A 19,798-nucleotide genomic window follows, 5' to 3' on the forward strand; every position below is an offset into this window, starting at 1 on the left:
GGCGGGCTGATGAGATATCGGTCCATTCGACACGGCAAACATCCCATCACGACGAACAGTCAGCCAATCATCTCCTCATCGATAGCCATAGGCTATTGAAAAAATCTTTGTGATTGAAAAATTTTTTCTGATCAACGCGCCCCACTTTGGTTGGATCATTGCTCAAATTTGCTTATCAGCTTCTATAGCAATGACCGTGCCAGCTATTGATGGCCTGCCGATTAGACGGTTTACTGCGCTCGTGAGGACAAAACACCACATCTCTACCTACAGGTATCCCCATGAGCACTGATGATCGATTGATCAATCGCACCCAGGCAGCCGCCATGCTCGGCGTCAGCGTGGCGACGTTCGACCGCATGATCCTCGATGGCCGCGCGCCAAATGGCTTAAAGGTCTCCGCCCGGATCTGCGTCTGGAAGGAGAGCGCCATCCGCGGGCTGGCCAAGCTGTACGAGGCCAAAGCATGCGCAAAGTAAATCCCCAGAATGCAGAAAGGCCCAACGGCTCCACCCGTCAGGCCTTCCCACTCAATGCTTCACATCAGGTGCAAACTGATATGACTTACCACAACAGCAACACCGACATTATTGCCGAAGAAGCCGGCAAAACGCAAGCAGTATCGGGTCCAATCATCGATTTTGATGAAGAGTTTGCCGGAACTTTGGCCGAGTGGTTCGGCGCCGTGCATGACGTGCCTGCTGGTGGCTTCTATGTGTATGGCCAGCACGTTTGCAAACAGCGCCAGCGCGCCCAGTTCGCACCTACCGCCCGCGCTCCGGAGGGATGGGATCGTTGGAGGCTTGCTGGCCCTGACGGTGTCGCTCGGGCTGGGGACCGCAAGGCTCCGAGCCTGATTTATTCGGCCGATGGCGATGCCTTCCTGTTCGTCCGTCGCGACAACCTGAAGCCGAAGAAGCTGTCGTTCGAGCAGTTCGTCGCCCTGCTGGCCAAGCACCGCCAGGGCCTGGCTAAGGTGGCAGCATGAACACCGCACTGCATGAGCAGGCCGCGATCGACGCGCTGATCAGCGCCATGCTGGCCGAAGGCATCGAGACCGACGACCACCTGAAATTCGACGGCACCCTCGAGCGCTTCCACGTGCTTGGCGACCGCAAGGGCAGCCGCAACGGGTGGGTCTGCGCCCACATCGACGCCACGCCGGCCGCCTCCTTCGGGTGCAACAAACGACACGGGCCGCACAAGATCAGCTGGAAGGCCGATCGTGCGATGGCGCCGATGACCGCGGACGAGCGCCGCGCCTTGCGTGAGCGCATCGAGGCGAAGCGTGCTGAGAAGGCTGAGGAGGAGCGCAAGCGCCACTCCGCCGCAGCCGTGCGTGCCAACCAGATCTGGGATGCTGCCAAGCCCGCGTCGGATGACCACCCATACCTGGTCAAGAAGGGCGTCAAGGCTCATGGCCTGCGCGTGGGCCCGTGGGAGTTCGTCAATGAGGAGACTGGCGAGGTCTTCACCCTGACCGACAACGCCCTGCTGGTGCCGATCTGCGACAGGAAGCGCGCTGTCCAGTCACTGCAGGCCATCCTGCCAGGCAAGATCCTGGGCAAGGGCGATGGGGCCAGGGACAAAGACTATTTGAAGGGTGGCGCCAAGGCCGGCCTGTTCCACGCTATCGGCCGGCCCAAGATGGTCGACGATCGCCCGGTGTTCATCATCGTTGAGGGGTACGCCACCGGCGCCTCCATCCACGAGGCCACCGGCCACTTGGTGCTGGTCACTTTCGACAGCTCGAACCTGCTGCCCGTGGCAGACGCGATCCGCGATGCGAAGCCCGATGCCATCATCGTCATGGGGGCTGACAACGACCAGTGGACCGAGTCGCCGATGCCAAACCCGGGCAAGTACTTCGCCGAACGCGCCGCCCTGTCGGCCAATGGCGTGGTCGCTCTCCCGCAGTTCGCTGACCTGACCAAGAAGCCGACCGACTTCAACGACCTGGCCCTGAACGAAGGGCCCGAGGCCGTGGCGACTGTAATCGAGCGGGCCATTGCCAAGGGGGCTGCCAAGATGGCGGCTGCCCAGGCCCAGCCCAAGGATGAGGTGCCCCCTGCGGTCGAGGAGCTGCCGGACGGCTCCCCGTGGCCGCAGCCCGCCCAGGATAGCGCTGACGACGACTACGATCCGCCAGCGCCAACCGCGAGCCTGGACGGCCAGACCGTGCTGCAGGACCACGATTTCCCGGACCTGTCCAAGAAGCTGCGCCCGCTCAACACCATCAGCAACCTGGCGACGCTGATGAACCACTACCGGATCTCGGCCCGCTACAACCTGATCGCCAAGGAGGTCGAGCTGTCGGTGCCTGGCCTGTGGGGCACTAGCGACAACGCCCAGAACGTGCGCTTGGCTCACCTCAACAGCCTAGCGGCCCGGTGCGGTCTGCCGCGCGAGAACCTGACCGAGTACGTCAAGGCGATCGCCGACGCGAATGCCTACAACCCGGTGCTGGAGTGGATCGAGTCGAAGCCGTGGGACGGCGTGAGCCGCATCCAGACGCTGGCCGACACCCTAGTATGCACGAACCCGGAGTTTCGCACTGTGCTGCTGCGCCGTTGGCTCATTTCCTGCGCCGCCGCGCTAGAGCACAAGGGCTTCTGGAACAAGGGCGTGCTGACCCTCCACGGCGCCCAGGACTTGGGCAAGACCTCGTGGTTCCGGCGCCTGATCCCGGCCGAGCTGAGTGCCTTTCGCGAGGGCGTCAGCCTGGACGCGAACAATAAGGACAGCGTCATGACGGCCGTCAGCCACTGGATCGTCGAGCTGGGCGAGCTGGAGAGCACCCTGCGCCGCGACATGGAGAGCCTGAAGGCCTTCGTCTCGCAGACTGTCGATCGCCTGCGGCGGCCCTACGACCGGGTCGACAGCGAGTACCCGCGCCGCACCGTGTTCTGCGCGAGCGTGAACAGCGAGAAGTTCCTGAAGGACGACACCGGGAACGGCCGCTTCTGGGTCATCGCGGTCGAGGCCGTGAAGCACGACCACGACATCGACATGCAGCAGCTGTGGGCCGAGGTCCTGACCCTGTACCGCGGTGGCGAGCAGTGGCACCTGGCGCCGGATGAGAAGGCCAAGCTGAACGCCTGCAACGAGAAGTTCCGCCAGGTGAGCCCGATCGAGGAACTGCTGACCACCAACTACGACCTGTCGGCGCCGGCCGCACGCTGGATCACCGCCACGCAGCTGCTGCTGGAGATGGGCTACGACAAGCCGAACCGCGGCCAGACGACCGAGACCGGGCAGATGCTGCATAGCATGGGCGTCACCAAGCGGACGCTGCATGGACGTACAGTCTACCGCATCCCGGAGAAGCTGCTGGGCAACGGACGCCACTGACGCCCAAGCGAACTGTCATCCTCGCCTTTGAGAGACCCGCCCCGAGCGGGTTTCTTTTTGCCTGCCGAAAGGGTGGCCCAGGGTGGCGAACAAGCATACCTCTCAAAGGTCAACCCACCCCGGAAAGCCCAATGATTACCGGCGATTTTGAGAGGAGGAGGACGTGGGTGGACCAATACCTTTTATGACAAGGGAGTTATAGGAAATAGGGAGTGCAGGGCAGACGATGCGTATAGGTCATAGGTAGCCCGCCTAATGGGATTTCGGGCCACAGGTCAACCTTTTGTGCCTTAAATTTGATTATTGGCTCAGTGCCTACCGAAGCAAATCTGTGGGTGGATCAGGGAAGATAGGAGCCACCTTGGCCCCACCTGATCGAAATTCAATCAAATGCCCGGTCTGTCTAGGCTCATTGGGCCTGATGCTCGTACGGGCAGGCAGAAGCGGAAAACCGCGCAAATTTTACCCATCCGAAGCCTCACGCCCGCGTGCGTGTGATTGCGTGCGCGCGCGAGGGAATGGCCGATCGCGCTGCAGGCGCCTTCTGCTGCTGGTGGGCGTGACGGCACAATCACGGCCAATCCGAACCGATCGAGATCACCAGAGTGGCCACGCACGAGCAATCAGTCACGGCATGCAGATGCTGGACACAGAGCGCGAAAAATGACGCTAATATTCAGGGCGCCAAACACTAGGGAGGTGGCGTTATGCTGGTATTAGGGATGTTCAGATCAGGAACAGCAGGAATTGGGAGTGGCGTAAATAACCAGGTATGGGCAGCGAGTCGCCTTATGAAAAAAGTGATGGCGTCGGCAGCTCTGGTTATGTGCAGCGGTAACTCATTTTCCGCAGTTGTCGCCGAGAAGATCGTAATACAAGATGGCTACACCATCCGCCTTCAATTGCTCGACGAAGAAGTGGCCGGCCCAATTGAGAAGTTCATAAAGTGCCAGTTTGGAGTCAACCTTGCTCGACTTAGCTCCGAAGTGGTCGGTGCTCCCCAGACGAACGAGTTGCAGGCCCTAGGATGTTGGGTTGTGAACCGAGATGGGTTCATTGAGTTTAGCGCGACTGATCACCACACCGGCCATCCAATCTACCTCAAAACATCAGTTGATCAGTACACCACTGCCCCTGCTTTTACGTCTTGGGGCGACTATATGGCTTCACACACGCTGGATGCGCGGTAGCCACGGCTAGCTCTCTCTCCCTAGCTCAAAAGGTACACCCTGCGACCCATGCACCAAGCCGCTGGGCGAGGCTGGCTCAAAGGTGTTGCTCAAATATGAGCTATGTCTTAACATTTGAGCCATACATTATGATCCAGTACGGGGTGCTGTATGGCAGTCATTGGGTACATCAGGGTCAGCACGGGCGATCAGAGTGTCGAGGCGCAGCGTCACAGCATCGAGCAGCTGCATAAGGTCGAGAGCTGGTACGCGGACGAGGCCGTGTCGGGCCTGGTGCGAGCTGCTGACCGCCCAGGCTTCGCCGCCCTACTCAAATACGTTCGCAATGGCGACACCCTGATCGTCGGCGCCGTGGATCGCCTGGGGCGCGACACGCTGGACGTGCTGTTCACCGTTGACGCCCTGCAGGCGAAGGGCGTGGCTATCATCAGCCTTCGCGAGGGCTTCGATCTCTCCACGCCGATCGGCAAGGCCATGCTGACCATGCTGGCGGCTGTGGCCGAGCTGGAGCGTTCCAGCATCAAGGCCCGCCAAATGGCTGGCATCCAGCGGGCGAAGGCTGAAGGGAAGGCCCTGGGCCGGGAGAAGACCATCAATGATGATCAGGTGGCCACCTGGCGGAAGGACAATGGCGCCAGCATCGCTGCTACCGCCGCTCAATTTGGCATATCGGCAGCGAGCGTGAAGCGCGCTTGTCGGCCTGTGGTGCAGTAACGGGGCGCCCGCTCATCGTGGTTGAGGAGCGGGCGCCTACCCCGGGCGGAATAGCGCGGCCGCCCTTCCTACTCTGGAGCGCAGTTCTCGATCGCTTTGACCTTCACCGGCCCCACAAGCGGGTTGCCGTGACCCTGGGCGCAAGCCGTCGCGCGATTGCGGGCTCGCTCCCAGCTCTGCACCGGATACCGCTCACTCCAGGCCGCGTATCGCTGGCGATCCTGTTCGGTCATGGGCAGCCGGTAGCGATCGGCCATGTAGAGGGCGACCCGGGCAATGGCGCCGCGCACCTCGGGCTGCTCGACAGCCTCGCCGGGCTCGATGCGAAAGACTGGGACCACGTTGACGAGGTCCTGTCGGGCCTCCGGGGCTGTCTCGTCGGGGAGATCGATCACGCGCACCTCCGCGATGCGGCCGACCATGCGTTCGGGCAGGGCATCCGCTGCGTACAGGTGCCCCGTGAGCAGTTCGGCCTCGCCAGCATTGGCGACGGTAGTGATCAGTGTGAGCGCCGCGATGGCGCAGATACGGTGGAGCATGATGGAGCACTCTTGGCTGGTGAAGCCGCCATCTTGCTGTCACTCGGCCTCAGGCCGCTGCCATCCGTCTCAGCCTGAATTACAGGCCACTCTCCAGCCGCCTCGCGACCAACCCCAGCGCGCCTGACTGGACGGCCATCAGCACCACGCTTCCCCACCCGTGATTGTGCCTCTCGCACCGGTATAGCGCGTGCACGTAGCGGCGCAGCTCGCGACCCGGTAGCGCCGCCAACTGCACCTCGGGCCTGGCATTGATCGTCTCCAGATCGATACCGTCCTGGGACAACTCGCCGTGCACGAAGCCATCGGCGTAGGCCTCTCGCAGCAGGTCCTCGTACTCAGCCATGCCGTACACCTGGTCGGCGTTGGCGATGCTGTCAGTGCCCCATCGTGCCCTGCCCACGGCCGCCTCCAGCCTACGGATCCCTGCCGCGAACGACCGCTGCAGCTCCCTGCTCGGCAATGCCGGTAACCCCTCCGTTTCGCACATCTTCTGCCTCCTGATCAGTCGTGACGCCATGATTCAGTAACAGGCAGATAACAGACGGACATCTGGTGAAAGGGCGTCTTTATCAGGCCTTTATGAGTCCAAATCGATAGTAAAACGAGGTCTTATTCATGTCGACGATCGAACAACTCATCCAGCGCATCGACGCTGCGAAAACCGAACTCGATCTGGCGCTGTCGGATGGCGAAAACACCGCCCCGATCCGTGCCCAGATCACAACCCTGGAGGGTGAGCTGGCCACTGCACGCGCCGCTTCCCGCCGTGCCGCCGAGGATGCTGCTGCCGGAGATACCGCCGCCGTGCAGGCCGCCACAGAAACCCTGGCGGCCGAGCAGCAGGGCGCGCTCGAAGCCGCAACCGCCCTCCCTGAGCTGGCGGATATGCCTGACGAGGAGCCGCTGTCGCCGATCGAGCTGTCCCCTGCTGTCGCTGCGGCCGTGCGCGATGTCGCCGTCGCACGCATTGCCCTGGAGAAGCGCCTGCCCATCCTTCAGCGTCAGCAGCAGGCCCTGGCCAAGCTGCAAGGGCGCATCGCCGAGGAGCAGGCAAAGATCCAGGCCATCAAGGATCGCCGAGCCGCTGGTGATCGCCGCGATGACGACGCTGGAGCCATCACGCTGCTCAGCGACGACGTAGCGGGCCTGGAGCGACTCCTGGCGGGTGCAATGGCCAAGGTACGGGAAGCCGAGCCAGTTGCCGAGCGTCATGCCTTGCAGGCAGCCGAGCAGCGGCTGGAGCATACCCGCGGGAAGGTGCTGCTGGACATCGCCAACGAGCGCATCCGCTTGGCGGAGCAGATCTTCATGCGCGCCTACGCCGCCCAGCGCGGGGCCGAGCGCGCTCTTGGCCTGCATCTCTCGAACCCGAGCGGCACGTATCGCGCAACCAAAGAGTTCCGCGACACTGTCTACCGCCACTGAGGGGTTGGTCATGACCAATACAGCGCAGGACACACGCTTCAAGCCTGGAGCCAGCGGTAACCCGAGAGGGCGCCCGACCCGGGCTGCCTCGCGACACAAGGCCGAAGCCCTGATCGAGGAGCGCATGCCCGGGCTTATAGCTCACGCAATCGATCGGGCTGAGCATGACGACCAAGTCCTGGCGGGCCTCTGTCAGCTGCTCGCCCAGCGGCTCCGCGCACAGAACCTGATTGCCGAGCGGCGCCTGCTCGACGGCACCACCCATTGATCACTGATATGGCCGCTGCCTGGCTGCGGCCCGAGGACCCAACATGGGACGCTTCGATCAACTCCTGAACACCATCGGCATCCAGCCGAAAAAGTCCGCCATCCTGGCCAAGGCCCAGGGCGATGAGACCCTGCCGCAGCTACGCGCCCGCCTGGCGAAGAAGGGCAAGCCCCGCACGGTCATCGTCCTGGCAAAGGCTAAGCCGGCGGAGAAGCCTGCAAAGCCACTGCCCAAGGATATGGCGGAGCTGCGCCGTGAGCTGGATGAGGCCGTCATCGCCGGCAAGATCAGCGGCACCGACGCACGGGACATCTGCCACCAGCTGGCGGCCGGCACCCCGCTGCCAGACGACCTGGCGATCCAGCTCGCTGCCGTGCTGGGGATCGAGACCAAGCCGAACAGCTTCAACCAGAAGCGCAACCCGCAGATGAAGGCCGACCTGCAGGCCCAGCTCGCCCGGGCGGTGCAGGAGAAGAAGGTCACTGCTGCCGAGGCTGCGAAGGCGGAACACCTGCTCAACAACGGTCTGGATCTTCCCGACCATCTTAAGGTCCTGCTCGGGAAGTACACGCAATGACTTCTATCAACGTCTACAGGCCTCAGTTCGAGGTGCGCTTGGTAAAGATGATCAAGCGCAAAGACGTCGACGGCGTCACGCCCACCTCGGAGCGCTTCCAGGGGACGCGGAAGGTGATCGACCTGGCGCCGTGGTTGTCCGACAGCACCAACATCAGCACCTTCAAGTCTATCCACGAAGGAGCTGGCGGCTTCGCCCTCACGCTGCCTGACAAGCCTTACGGCGACGCGCGAGGCCTGAACAGCCTCTACGGGATCATCGAACCGATGGACCTGATCGAGATCCGCGCTTGTCACGGGGTTGCTTCAGGATCCGCGCAAGGACGCAAGCCCCCAGTGGTGATGCGCGGCTTTGTCTCCAAGGTCGGCCGGCGCGAGCTGATGCAGCCGAATGGGCAGCCTTCGCGCAGTGTGGTCGTGGTCGGCCAAGACTACGGCAAGATCTGGCAGATGCTGCAGATCTTCTACGGGCCGAGTTACATCATCGGTGAAGACATTCTGTCGAACTTCAAGCTGATGGACCGCTTCGGCGCGGGCTTGAACAACGCTTTGACCAACATCGATTTTCTCAAGCTTGGCGTGCAGATGGTCAATCAGTACCTGGCCAAGATTCTGCCGGAGGGCGCCGAGTTCCCCAGCATCACAGTCCATGCAGAGGGCGTGAAAGAGGCCTCGGTGGGGATCACGGGCGTGCAGTCAGCGGAAGGCAGCATCTACACCCTGATGCGGCGCTATCTCGACACAGGCCCCTTCAACGAGCTGTTCCTGACCGAAGACGACAATGGCGTGTACTGTGTGTACCGCCAAAACCCCGCAATCGGCCTGAGTGGCCAGGTGCTCGATCGGAAGGTGACGGCAGCCCCGCTGCCTGCCCGAGATGGGCTCCCCGCCTCGCAGCTCGTGATCGTGAACATCCCTGCGAAGGACATCGTGGAGATCAGCGTCGATCGCTCTGACAGCAACGTGGCCAACTACTACTGGGTGTCAGCGCCGTCGTTCAGCTTGAACAGCGACGTACTGCAGCGCCAGATGGGCGCCAGCGTTGAGGAGCGGAAGACTACAGACCTGGGCAGCTATGGGAACTGCAGCGTCGACCTCTACGGCAACCGCTTGATGATGATCGAAACCAAGCTTGGCGGTCCGAACGTCCGGAACGTCAAGTCGGGCTTGTCCGAGCAAGAGCACTATGTGCGCGACGGCAACGTGTTCGACTGGATCAAGGATCGCCGAGAGTTCTTGGTCGCCCAGAACAAAGACAACAGCGTCCTTGAGCAGGGTACCATCCAGGTGCGTGGTAACGAGAAGATCCGAGTCGGCAACTACGTCCAGGTCATGCGGGGCGACACCTCATCGCTGTACTACGTGGTCGCTGTTGCTCACCAGATGCTGCCGTTCCGGGGCTTCTTCACCACGCTGACGGTGGCGCGAGGACTTGGGTTCGCCGACCGCGTCACTAAAGGCGGTGGGGTGGCCAGCCCATACTTGGCAGAGCTTGCCGAGCGTTAGGGCTGGGCCACCTGGCGCCAAGGATGGCGCTTCAGCGGACGTAGTCACTGGTGGAGATTTTCGTGTGCTTCATCTCCCACTCGATGACATCTTCAAGGCGGTAGACGATGCGGCCACCTAGCTTCACGAACTTCGGCCCGGTGCCCTGAGAGCGCCAGTTGGCAAGTGTGCGCACGGAAACGGCTCCGTTCCAGCGCTCGACCAGCTCGTGGGGCCGCAAGGGTTGAAGGGCCTTCTTCTGCTGTGCGCTTTCCGTGGCGACGTTGGGGTTTTGCATCTTCTGTGCGCTTCCAATTGTCTGGGTGAGTCCGCCAGAGCTTCAGTGGCGTGCAGTGATAACTGACGACCCGTAGAGGCAGAGTCAAACGGCCCGTCAAGCAGTCGCAAGTAACCAGATTGCCAATCTGGGGGTCAGAAGTGGCGCACGCAGTGCGGTGAGCCCTGCCTATGGGGCTGATGCCCGATGCGAATTTTTTTTGCAGCTCGTCTAGGGCGCATATAGGGCACAGACTTGCTGAGAGCGCCTGGCGACGGTAGATCGAGTGGCGGAGGACACCGCAGCACTACGTGGACCAAGACATCTTCTAAGGGCCGTCTGCCCTTCAGGAGATCGTATTGAGCATTAAGAATGCCCGCGATCGGCTACCCAATGGGCGGCTGAGAAGCAGGCGTAGGGTTGGGGCGCAGATCGATGTCTGCTCCCGCTGGTACCTGGGCGCGCCCTGGTGGTGGCGAAACCTCATGATGACGCGGCGGGCCAGGCGGCGCGATGCCGAGGCTTGTAGGAAGGTGATGCTGGGCGCCGACGCCGACGACATGGTGTTCGAGCTGGCCCGCAAACCGCACCGTTACTACTGGTGATTACTGCCCTCGCGCTCTATGCGCGGGGGCAGCTTACCGCCTCACTTCCGCCAGGCAGATTGAGCGCAGGCCGGCGTTCTGGATCGTATAGCAGGTGCCCGGGTCGTTCCTGGCCTTGGCGAGGCAGTAGGCCCGAGCGTCAGCTTCACCGATGCCGTAGCAGCTGCCCGCATCGGTGGCGTGCGCAGCTCCGCTGACCAGTATGGCGAACACAGCCCTGTGGATGGTGCGCCCTAGCGAAAAATCTTTCATCGCTAAACCCCAGTAGACGCAGCGCTTTAGCGCGTTGACCCCCAGATTATGGGCGACGTTCTTTGTCACGGGTATTGCCTCTAGATCAAAAGGACGCTGGAGGCTTCTTGGGTCGACGTGGTTGGCCTGCAGAAGCACAGCAATGTCACGCGATATGTTCTTGACCCCCGCCCAGCTGTCGGCGCGCTGGGGTGGGGCCGTCAGTGTTCGGACCCTCGCCAATTGGCGATCCGTGGGTAAGGGGCCCCGATATGTGAAGATCGGTGGGCGGGTTCGTTACAGGCTTTCGGATGTGGAAGCCTATGAGAAGGCGAGGAGCGTCCGGAGCACGTCGCAATACGAGGGAGACACCTTCAAGGAAGCGTGACCACGCATGATAAGCCGTGCGTGACCACGCTTCCTGGGTAGTCGTGAGCCTACCGTGACCACGTTTTCGAACGTGACCACGAGGCTATAGCGATGAAGACTCCTCAAACACCGCAGCAACGCCAGCAAAAGAGCAGGCAGAAGCAGAAGGCAGCGGGCGCGACCCGGATGACCTTGTCCCTGAATGCTTCGACCGCGCAGATCCTTCGATCGCTGGCGGTCGAGCACCAGGTGACCCAGGCCAAGGTGATCGAGATGGGCGTCCAGCTGGCCAAGCGGGCGCTGCTGGAGTTCGCTGGCGGCGAGGAGCCTGCCAAGGCCGTTGCGGCGCCTGCGGTGCCCCCTGAGGATCCCAGCGGTCCGGATGACCTGGAGGACTTGGAGGAGGACGGGCCTGCGCCGATGCGCCCCGCTGAGGCCCGTGCCATTCGCCTCGGCTTGGCCAACCTCCAGGTGCAGCCATGAGCGCCGCCGAGGGGCGCGCCGAGGGCGTCGAGTACATGCAGTGGGTGCCTGGGAAGACGCACTTCCGCTGCGACAAGCTGAGCGCCACCATGAGCACGACGGACTGCGCGAGCCGCCACGCTCAGGCCACCGCCGGCGATGAGCGGATGTTGGCCTGCCGCTTCTGCCCTATCGGCGCCGTGCACGCCGGCAAGGATGATCCCCTGCAGGCGGCCTCGGCCTCGGCCAAGGTGCGGATCGTGGGGCGTCCTGACAACGAAGATAGATGCACGCGATGCGGGCGCGGTGGTCTGCGCCTCATCCATTCAGGGGGCGAAATCTGCGTCAGCTGCTGGAACCGGCAGCGTGAGTGGCGGATCGGCAAGAATGCTAAAGGCACAGCCCCGAAGACTTTCACGCCGCTGCGCACCCGCCGAGTCGGGCTCATCGTGGACGGGGAGCCTTGCTACCGCCTGGTGCCGGATACCCAGAATGACGCTGAGCCGCTGGCCAAGAGCATCCGTGAGCTGCCTGAGGGCCTGGCGTTCCATGACGAGCAGCCAGGGATCACCACATGGAACGAGCAGGCGCAGCGCTTCGAGTACCGCGACCGCAGCGACCCAACCCGGGTAATGCTTGAGCTTATCGTCGACGGCATGCTGCACTACGTTTCCGCCGAGGCTGACAGTGTGCAGCCTGGGGATGTGATCGCGGCCCCAACCATGCCCACAATGATGGCCAGCGTTCACGTGGCGGCCATCTGGCTTGCGCTCGATGAAGATGGCGATGGGGCCCAGGTCAGCACGGAATGGCGTCCGCAGCCGTTCGTGTGCTCGGACTGTGGCATCGCCCAGGTGCGGGCCCGCAGGTTCGCCGGCTGGGTGGAGTGCCGGTGCCCTGCCTGCGCGTCGTCGACCAAGTCTGCAGTGGTTGCTTAAGCGTGTCTGTTGCACCACGAACAAGTAGGATCCCCTGCGTGAGGAGGCGGTGTCCGCTTCAATGTTCGCTTCAATCGAATTGTATAGGGCAAGCCTGTGATGAAAACATGCATTTATTGCGGACTAGAAAAGCAGGAAGAAGACTTTTCTGACGAACACATTTGGCCAGATGCTCTGGGCGGGGATTATGTATCTGGATTTTGGCGAACTGATGACGTCTGCACAGCGTGTAACAACATGTCGGGCGTGTTTGTTGACGGCGCGTTCATCAAAAGCTTCCTTATTTCCGGCGAGCGGTCCTATGACGCACTTGAGTACCTTGATCCTGTAAAGCCAACAGGGATACTGCCCTTGAGCTACTGCGGAACAATACTAAATGTCCCTACGCAGGAGGGCGAGATCGCCGATTACTGGGTCTGCGCGCCTGGCGCCAATATCATCCATTTCCGTGCGGAGAATGAGGATGCTGCCTGGAAGGCATACGTTGGCGGAGATCCGCGCCGGCAGTCGAAGCGATCCAAGGCGGGGCGTGTCGTCGTCGCTTTGACAACAGTGGAGCCTTACTGGGTTCTCACTGCTCTAGCATCGGTAAAGCACCACTTTGCCAAGGCAGATAAATTTGTCACAAATCTCGTGCTTCCCTCTACAGCCAAGCATTTCAAAGCGCTAGATCTAGATGACCCACAGCACTTGGCTGATCGAAGATTCTTCGATGATTTCGAGTCCCGAGCGGTCAAAAAAGAATTCATCCACACTCGGGCATCGGTCGCGCTTGGGGCGGACGGGCGTTTTTTGGCGAAACTTGCCTTGGCCGTCGGCTATAAGCTATTCGGAGCGCCCTTTTTGGCGACGCCTTATGGTCTCAATCTGCGTTCGGCGTTCAGAGAAGCGAACGTGGAAAAGCGCCAGCAAATTCCTATCCAAGGTACCGGATATTTAAGAGGGGTTGGACTAGGAGAGATCGGTGATGCGTTGCGCTGGCCGGGAGGGTGGGTTCTCGTTCTATTCTGCCATGCAGATGGGTTGTCTCTCACAGTCCAGCCACCATCGGGCCGTCGGATGGTAATCCAGGTCACAGATGATCCTCGTCTCTTGTCAGGGCTTGGACTTGAGTATCGCGATGGCGTCGTGTGGGTTTCTGTGCCTCAGGCTTCCCACGCCGTGGGACCTATAGCCTTTGCGGATTACCTGGTTCATCAGCTGAGGCATACCCCACACGCTGAACTACAAGCGCTGGAGGCTCGGCGAGGATCAAGCAGTAGGCTTCCGCCAACCGGCCTACCAGATTAGCTGCTTTGAAATCTACAGACTGCTGAAAACCCGAGTGTGATGACCACAGTTCAACGTCATCGAAGTGTTGAGCAAAGTGTTGAGCGGAAACTAAAAGGCCAGCGGATGCGCTGGCCTAAGTTACTGATTTAATTGGTGGGCCCACACGGACTCGAACCGTGGACCAAAGGATTATGAGTCCTCTGCTCTAACCAACTGAGCTATAGGCCCCCAGAAGGAGGCCGGATTATAACGGGGGAATGGGAGTGGTGCCATCTGAAAGATCTGTTGGTGCTATGCGCAAAAACTGCGCGGCGAATTCGGCGGGGGGGAGGGGGAGGCTGACGTAGTAGCCCTGGATCTGTTCGCAGCCTTCGGCGGCGAGGAATTGCTGTTGAGCCTGGGTTTCGACGCCTTCGGCGATGATGGTCAGCTGCATGCTGCGGCCCAGGGCGATGATGGCGCGGGCGATGGCGGCGTCGTGGGCGTCTTCGGGGAGGCCGCGGATGAAGGATTGGTCGATCTTGAGGATGTCCAGCGGCAGGCGCTTGAGGTAGCTGAGCGAGGAGTAGCCGGTGCCGAAATCGTCGATGGCCAGCTGTACGCAGAGCTGCTTGAGCTGATCGAGCACGATTAGCGCCTCTTCGGCCTGGCTCATGATGAAGTTTTCAGTGATCTCCAGTTGCAGGTCGCCGGCTTCCAGTTGGTAGGCGCCGAGCAGTTGCTCGATGCGCCCGGCCAGGTTGGGCTGGCGCAGTTGGGCGCCGGCGAGGTTGATCGACAGTGGGCCGAAGGGCTGGTACTCGGCTTTCCACGCCTGCATCTGCCGGCACGCCTGCTCCAGCACCCAGTCGCCGAGCTGGAGAATGCTGCCGTTGTCTTCGGCCAAGTGAATGAAGTGTTCGGGCGGCACCTCGCCGAAGGTGGGGTGGCTCCAGCGAATCAGCGCTTCGGCGCCGACCAGGCTCTGCGTCTTGAGGCTGAATTTGGGCTGGTAGCACAGGCTCAGTTCATCGCGCTCGATGGCCCGGCGCAGTTCGTGTTCCAGAGCGATGCGCTCGCTGGCCTGGGCGGTGAGGTCGCGGGTGTAGGCCTCGACGCGGTTGCGGCCTTTGGCCTTGGAGCGGTACATGGCGGCGTCGGCGTTGCGGATCAGGCTGGCGACATCGGTGCCGTCCTGTGGATAAAGGCTGATGCCGATGCTGGCACTGGTGAAGAACTCGTGCTCGCCGGCCTGGAACGGGCCGACGAAGCAGTCGAGCAACTTGTTGGCGATGGCGCTGGCGTCGCTGGGGCGGTGCAGGCCCGGTAGCAGGATGATGAATTCGTCGCCGCCCAGCCGCGCCACGGTGTCGACGTCGCGCACCTGTTCTTTCAGGCGCTGGGCGATGCCTTTGAGCAGCAGGTCGCCGACCGGGTGGCCGAGGCTGTCGTTGATGTGCTTGAAGCGGTCGAGGTCGAGGAACAGCACCGCGCCCTGATGGCTGGAGCCTTGCGAGCAGGTGAGGGCGGCCTGCAGGCGGTTCTCGAACAGCGCGCGGTTGGGCAGGCCGGTCAGCGGGTCGTGGTGGGCCTGGTAATCGAGTTTGGCCTGGGCGTGCTTGAGGCTGGAGATGTCGGCGAACACCGACACGAAGTGGGTGATCTCCCGCTCGTGGTTGCGCACCACGCTGATGGTCACCCAGCCCGGGTACAGCTCGCCGTTCTTGCGCTTGTTGCAGATCTCGCCCTGCCAGTGCCCCTCGGCGGTCAGCTGGTGCCACATCGCCGCATAGAAAGCGCTGTCGTGTTGCCCGGACGCCATCAGCCGGGGTGTCTGGCCCAGGGCTTCGATCTCGCTGTAGCCGGTGATTTCGCTGAATGCGCGGTTGACCGCGCTGATGTGCTGCTCGGTGTCGGTGATCAGCACGGCTTCTGCGGTGTTTTCGAACACGGTGGCGGCCAGTTGCAGTTTTTCCTGCATCAGGTGGCGTTCGGTGATGTCGCGGGCGATGGTCAGCATGCAGTCGACGCCGGCAATCGGCAGCGGCCGGGCAGACAGCTCGCACAGGCGAATCTGCCCGTCGCTGCGGCGGATCAGGCAGCTGAAATCACGCACGAAGCCGTCCTGGCGCAAGCGCTCCACCAGGCGCCGGCGTTCGTCGAGATCGACCCAGATGCCCAGATCGAGGGCGGTCTGGTTGTTGATCAGGGGGTTGAGGTCGTAGCCGGTCAGGCGGCAGAACCCCTCGTTGACTTCGATCAGCAGGCCATCGCTCTGGCGCGACAGCAGCAGGCCGTCAGGCGAGGCGTGGAAGGCCTTGGCGAACTTTTCCTCGGAGGTCTGCAACTGTTCCTGGGTCTGCTTGAGCTGGCTGATGTCGCGCACCGCCACCACCATCGCCGCGGTGCCGTCGAGGTCGAAGGTCTGCGCCGAGGTGAGGCCGGTGAAGCGCTGGCCGTTGCTGCGCAGAAAGGTCATCTCGAGGTTGCGGATGCCGCCACGATGCAGGCGTTCCAGCAAGCTGGTGCCGGCCTCCTGGGCATCCCACAGGCCCAGTTCGGTGGCGGTGTGGCCGATGACCTGGGCATGGCGCAAGCCGATTTGTTCTTCGAAGGCTTCGTTGACCTCCAGCAGGCAGCCATCGCTGTGGCGGGCGATGACCAGGATGTCCGGGCATTGCTCGAACACCGACGCGAATTTCTGCTCTGAGAGGCGCAGCGCATGTTCGGTGCGTTTGGTTTCGCTGATGTCGATCATCAGCCCGCGCATCAGTGGCTTGTGGCCCTGCTCGATCATGCTGACGATATTGCGTACCCACAGCGCGCGGCCGTCGGCGCGAATCACCCGGTAGTCAAGGCTGTGGTCGCGCCCGGCGGCGGTTTCGGTTTCGCAGTAGGTCTGCGCCCAGAGGGCGTCGTCGGGGTGCAGGATGCTGCGCCAGAACCCGGGCTTGAGCCACTCCTTCAGCGCGTAGCCGAGCAGGCCCTCGGCGTGGGGTGAGACATAGCTGTAGGTGAAGTCGTTGGCGTCGGCCTCCCAGGCGATTGCCGACAGGCTCTCGATCAGGCTGCGGTAGTGATACTCGCTGCTGCGCAGCTCCTGTTCGAGGGCGATGCGCCGGGAGATTTCCGAGCTCAGCCGGCGGTTGATGCGGATCACGATCGCCAGCACCACGATCAACAGCAGCAGGGCGGGCAGGCCGTAGAGCAGCAGGTCGGTCCATAACGTGCGTTGGTCGAGCGTATCGGCCACCCAGCGCTGCTGGATTTCATCGATTTCGCTGGGCGACAGGTCGGCCATGACCTTGTCGAGAATCGACACCAGCAGGCTGCTTTCCCGCGGCGCAGCCATCGCCAGTTGATAGCGATATGGGGTTTGGCCGCTGACGTGCAGGCCATCGAGCTTGAGCTCGCGCAGGCTCCAGATGCTCGAAGCGAGGTCGCCGACCACCGCGTCGACCTGGTCGGTGGCCAGCGCCTGCAAGGTCGAGCTGACGTTGCCCATGGCTACCAGGTTGAGGTCGGGGTGATGGGTGCGCAGCAGTTCGTGGGGAGCGTAGTTTTCCACCACGGCGATTTTCAGGCCGTAGAGGTCTTGCAAGGAGCGCGGCTGCGGACCGCCAGTGTGCGCCAGGATGACAATCGGGAAGTCCAGGTAGGGTCGGGTGAACGACAGGTACGCCTGGCGCTCGGGCGTGGACATGATTCCGGCCAGCAGGTCGAGTTGATTGTGTCGGGCCTGATCGAGCATCTGGGTCCAGCTACTGGGGGGCTGGGGGGTGATGCTGATGCCCAGGCGTTTCTCGATCAGCGCGACGTAATCGGCAGACAGGCCCTGGTAGCGACCGCTTGGGTCGCGAAACTCGAACGGTGGCCAGGCCGAGTCGACACCCAAGCGGATATCCGGGTGTTTGCTGAGCCAGTTTTGCTCTTCTTGCGTGAGGTTGAGGGCGCTGGCAGCCGTCGTCCAGAAGGACAAGAACAGCAACAGGAAGGCCGGCAGCAACGGCATGACGGGGTCTCGACCAAGGGGGTTTGAGTCGAGTGTAGCCGGGCATTTGGCCGGCGCTGGACGCGTGAAGATTTTGTCTTCGAGGTGGGAAAAATGGCGCCAAGTGGCTGTCGCCAAAGCCCTTTATGCGCGGGTGCGTGCACTGGGACGGTGCGCGCAGAAAAGAAAAACCCCGGCCTGGGCCGGGGTTCTTTGATCACTCGTCGAGGAACGAGCGCAGGTGCTCGCTTCGCGTCGGGTGGCGCAGCTTGCGCAGCGCTTTGGCCTCTATCTGACGAATCCGCTCGCGGGTGACATCGAACTGTTTGCCGACTTCCTCGAGGGTATGGTCGGTGTTCATGTCGATACCGAAGCGCATGCGCAGTACCTTGGCTTCGCGTGCGGTGAGGCCCGACAGCACATCGCGGGTCGCTTCCTTGAGGCTTTCGACAGTGGCGACGTCGATGGGCGACTGCATGGTCGAGTCTTCGATGAAGTCGCCCAGGTGCGAATCTTCGTCGTCACCGATCGGCGTCTCCATGGAGATCGGCTCTTTGGCGATCTTCAATACCTTGCGGATCTTGTCCTCAGGCATTTCCATACGCTCGCCGAGCTCTTCCGGGGTCGGTTCGCGACCCATTTCCTGCAGCATCTGCCGGGAAATACGGTTGAGCTTGTTGATCGTCTCGATCATGTGCACCGGAATACGGATGGTGCGTGCCTGGTCGGCGATCGAGCGGGTAATGGCCTGACGAATCCACCAGGTGGCGTAGGTCGAGAACTTGTAGCCGCGACGGTATTCGAACTTGTCTACCGCCTTCATCAGACCAATGTTGCCTTCCTGGATCAGGTCGAGGAATTGCAGGCCACGGTTGGTGTACTTCTTGGCGATGGAGATGACCAGACGCAGGTTCGCCTCGACCATTTCCTTCTTGGCGCGACGGGCCTTGGCTTCGCCGATGGACATGCGACGGTTGATGTCCTTGATTTCGAGCACGGTCAGGCCGGTCTCGGTTTCCAGGTCGATCAACTTCTGCTGGCAGGCGACGATGGCGGCGTCTTTCTCGCCCAGCGCGGCAGCCCACTTGGTGCTGCGCTTGGAGAGGTCGCCGCTCCAGGTCTGGTCGGTTTCGTTGCCGGGGAACAGGCGCAGGAAGTCGGCACGCGGCATGCGCGCATCACGCACACACAGTTGCATGATGGCGCGTTCCTGGGCACGCAGGCGCTCCAGTGCACCGCGAACACGCTCTACCAGTGCTTCGAACTGCTTGGGCACCAGCTTGATGGGCATGAACAGCTCAGCCAGGGCGAGCATGGCAGCGATGCTGTCCTTGTGCGCACGGCCGTGCTTTTTCAGCACTTTCAGGGTGGCGTCACGCTGCTCGGCGACGGCGCCGAAACGCTGCGCGGCCAGGACCGGGTCCGGGCCGCTCTCGGTTTCTTCCTCTTCGCTGTCGCTGTCGTCGCTTTCTTCTTCCTCTTCGTCGTCCGCCTTGGCCGCAGGCTTGGCGCCTGGAACCGGGAGGTCGTCGTTGGGGGCGGCGATGTTGTCGTCAGGGTCGATGTAACCGCTGAAGACGTCGGACAGACGGCCACTGTCGGTGGTGACGCGCTCGTACTCGCTGAGGATGTGGTCGACGGTGCCCGGGAAGTGAGCGATGGCGCCCATGACTTCACGGATGCCTTCCTCGATGCGTTTGGCGATTTCGATTTCGCCTTCGCGGGTCAGCAGTTCGACGGTACCCATTTCACGCATGTACATGCGCACCGGGTCGGTCGTACGGCCAATATCGGTTTCAACGGCCGCCAACGCAGCGGCAGCTTCTTCGGCAGCGGCTTCGTCAGTGTCGGCTTCCGCCAACAGAAGGGCATCCGCATCCGGAGCACTCTCGAATACGTTGATCCCCATGTCGTTGATCATGCGGATGATGTCTTCCACCTGTTCCGGATCTGAAATATCCTCCGGCAGGTGGTCGTTGACCTCCGCGTAAGTCAGGTAGCCCTGCTCACGACCGCGGGTGATCAACTCTTTGATACGAGACTGCTGTTGCGCTTTTCCGGACATAACACCCTATCCACTGAAGGTCTTGGCGGGCAAAAAACAAGCCGAGGATTATACCCGA

At 62.0% G+C, this 19,798-nt stretch carries 19 protein-coding genes and 1 tRNA gene; 13 read left to right on the plus strand and 7 right to left on the minus strand.

The genetic code is table 11. The features are described from left to right. Positions 1–281: 281 nt before the first annotated feature. The 5 genes from H618_RS21730 (at position 282) to H618_RS0114315 (ending at position 5,255) form a co-directional block, all read left to right on the plus strand. Positions 282–479 carry a helix-turn-helix transcriptional regulator gene (locus H618_RS21730; RefSeq protein ID WP_033727691.1) on the plus strand — a complete coding sequence of 66 codons (198 nt, stop codon included), beginning with the start codon at positions 282–284 and terminating at the stop codon, positions 477–479. Continuing rightward, a complete protein-coding gene (locus H618_RS0114300) occupies positions 467–988 on the plus strand; it encodes a hypothetical protein (protein ID WP_154660663.1) in 522 nt (173 codons plus the stop codon). Before H618_RS21730 ends, H618_RS0114300 begins: the two co-directional genes overlap by 13 nt. Further along, positions 985–3,351 carry a VapE domain-containing protein gene (locus H618_RS0114305; protein WP_028695711.1) on the plus strand — a complete coding sequence of 789 codons (2,367 nt, stop codon included), beginning with the start codon at positions 985–987 and terminating at the stop codon, positions 3,349–3,351. Before H618_RS0114300 ends, H618_RS0114305 begins: the two co-directional genes overlap by 4 nt. Positions 3,352–4,142: 791 nt before the next feature. Beyond that, entirely contained in the window at positions 4,143–4,541 is a 399-nt protein-coding gene (locus tag H618_RS0114310; protein ID WP_154660664.1) for a hypothetical protein, read from the plus strand. Positions 4,542–4,691: 150 nt separating this feature from the next. After that, positions 4,692–5,255: a recombinase family protein gene (locus H618_RS0114315; protein ID WP_028695713.1), complete on the plus strand. Its 564-nt coding sequence runs from the start codon at positions 4,692–4,694 to the stop codon at positions 5,253–5,255. 68 nt (positions 5,256–5,323) lie between these two features. On the opposite strand, the gene H618_RS0114320 is transcribed toward H618_RS0114315, so the two are convergent. Together H618_RS0114320 and H618_RS22785 are read right to left on the minus strand one after the other, a co-directional pair. Next, complete coding sequence (locus H618_RS0114320) at positions 5,324–5,794, minus strand: endonuclease (protein WP_028695714.1); 471 nt, start codon at positions 5,792–5,794, stop codon at positions 5,324–5,326. A gap of 79 nt (positions 5,795–5,873) precedes the next feature. Next, positions 5,874–6,140, minus strand: a complete 267-nt coding sequence (locus tag H618_RS22785; RefSeq protein WP_154660665.1) for a hypothetical protein — start codon at positions 6,138–6,140, stop codon at positions 5,874–5,876. A gap of 272 nt (positions 6,141–6,412) precedes the next feature. Here H618_RS22785 and H618_RS0114330 point away from each other — a divergent pair, with 272 nt between their 5' ends. From H618_RS0114330 to H618_RS0114345, 4 genes are read left to right on the plus strand one after another with little or no spacing between them, the layout of a single operon-like run. Next, positions 6,413–7,222, plus strand: coding sequence for a hypothetical protein (locus tag H618_RS0114330; RefSeq protein ID WP_028695716.1), 810 nt, complete (start codon positions 6,413–6,415; stop codon positions 7,220–7,222). Positions 7,223–7,232: 10 nt separating this feature from the next. After that, entirely contained in the window at positions 7,233–7,490 is a 258-nt protein-coding gene (locus H618_RS0114335; protein ID WP_028695717.1) for a DUF5681 domain-containing protein, read from the plus strand. A gap of 43 nt (positions 7,491–7,533) precedes the next feature. After that, a complete protein-coding gene (locus H618_RS0114340; RefSeq protein ID WP_028695718.1) occupies positions 7,534–8,067 on the plus strand; it encodes a hypothetical protein in 534 nt (177 codons plus the stop codon). Then, entirely contained in the window at positions 8,064–9,572 is a 1,509-nt protein-coding gene (locus H618_RS0114345; protein ID WP_028695719.1) for a hypothetical protein, read from the plus strand. Before H618_RS0114340 ends, H618_RS0114345 begins: the two co-directional genes overlap by 4 nt. Positions 9,573–9,603: 31 nt before the next feature. On the opposite strand, the gene H618_RS0114350 is transcribed toward H618_RS0114345, so the two are convergent. Beyond that, entirely contained in the window at positions 9,604–9,849 is a 246-nt protein-coding gene (locus H618_RS0114350; protein ID WP_211232363.1) for a helix-turn-helix transcriptional regulator, read from the minus strand. Between the two features lie 338 nt (positions 9,850–10,187). Here H618_RS0114350 and H618_RS0114355 point away from each other — a divergent pair, with 338 nt between their 5' ends. Further along, positions 10,188–10,433 carry a hypothetical protein gene (locus tag H618_RS0114355; protein WP_028695721.1) on the plus strand — a complete coding sequence of 82 codons (246 nt, stop codon included), beginning with the start codon at positions 10,188–10,190 and terminating at the stop codon, positions 10,431–10,433. Between the two features lie 33 nt (positions 10,434–10,466). Here the strand turns inward: H618_RS0114355 and H618_RS0114360 are convergent, their stop codons facing one another. Then, positions 10,467–10,754: a hypothetical protein gene (locus tag H618_RS0114360; RefSeq protein ID WP_154660666.1), complete on the minus strand. Its 288-nt coding sequence runs from the start codon at positions 10,752–10,754 to the stop codon at positions 10,467–10,469. A 390-nt stretch (positions 10,755–11,144) separates the two neighbouring features. Here H618_RS0114360 and H618_RS21735 point away from each other — a divergent pair, with 390 nt between their 5' ends. The 3 genes from H618_RS21735 to H618_RS22520 all read left to right on the plus strand — a co-directional run bounded on the left by H618_RS21735 (position 11,145) and on the right by H618_RS22520 (position 13,723). Continuing rightward, entirely contained in the window at positions 11,145–11,516 is a 372-nt protein-coding gene (locus H618_RS21735) for a hypothetical protein (RefSeq protein ID WP_033727693.1), read from the plus strand. Beyond that, complete coding sequence (locus tag H618_RS22120) at positions 11,513–12,433, plus strand: hypothetical protein (RefSeq protein WP_050577318.1); 921 nt, start codon at positions 11,513–11,515, stop codon at positions 12,431–12,433. Before H618_RS21735 ends, H618_RS22120 begins: the two co-directional genes overlap by 4 nt. A 99-nt stretch (positions 12,434–12,532) precedes the next feature. After that, the gene (locus tag H618_RS22520) at positions 12,533–13,723 is read left to right on the plus strand and encodes an HNH endonuclease (protein ID WP_081673780.1); all 1,191 of its coding nucleotides are present in this window, start codon (positions 12,533–12,535) and stop codon (positions 13,721–13,723) included. A 133-nt stretch (positions 13,724–13,856) separates the two neighbouring features. Here H618_RS22520 and H618_RS0114385 read toward each other — a convergent pair. The 3 genes from H618_RS0114385 to rpoD form a co-directional block, all read right to left on the minus strand. Continuing rightward, positions 13,857–13,933, minus strand: a tRNA-Ile gene (locus H618_RS0114385). Positions 13,934–13,949: 16 nt separating this feature from the next. Further along, the gene (locus tag H618_RS0114390; RefSeq protein ID WP_028695725.1) at positions 13,950–17,696 is read right to left on the minus strand and encodes a bifunctional diguanylate cyclase/phosphodiesterase; all 3,747 of its coding nucleotides are present in this window, start codon (positions 17,694–17,696) and stop codon (positions 13,950–13,952) included. 196 nt (positions 17,697–17,892) lie between these two features. Continuing rightward, positions 17,893–19,740 (minus strand): RNA polymerase sigma factor RpoD, encoded by a 1,848-nt coding sequence (gene rpoD / locus H618_RS0114395; RefSeq protein WP_028695726.1) that lies wholly within the window; start codon positions 19,738–19,740, stop codon positions 17,893–17,895. Positions 19,741–19,798 lie beyond the last annotated feature (58 nt).

Source organism: Pseudomonas cremoricolorata DSM 17059 = NBRC 16634, from assembly GCF_000425745.1.
Classification (GTDB): Bacteria; Pseudomonadota; Gammaproteobacteria; order Pseudomonadales; family Pseudomonadaceae; genus Aquipseudomonas; species Aquipseudomonas cremoricolorata.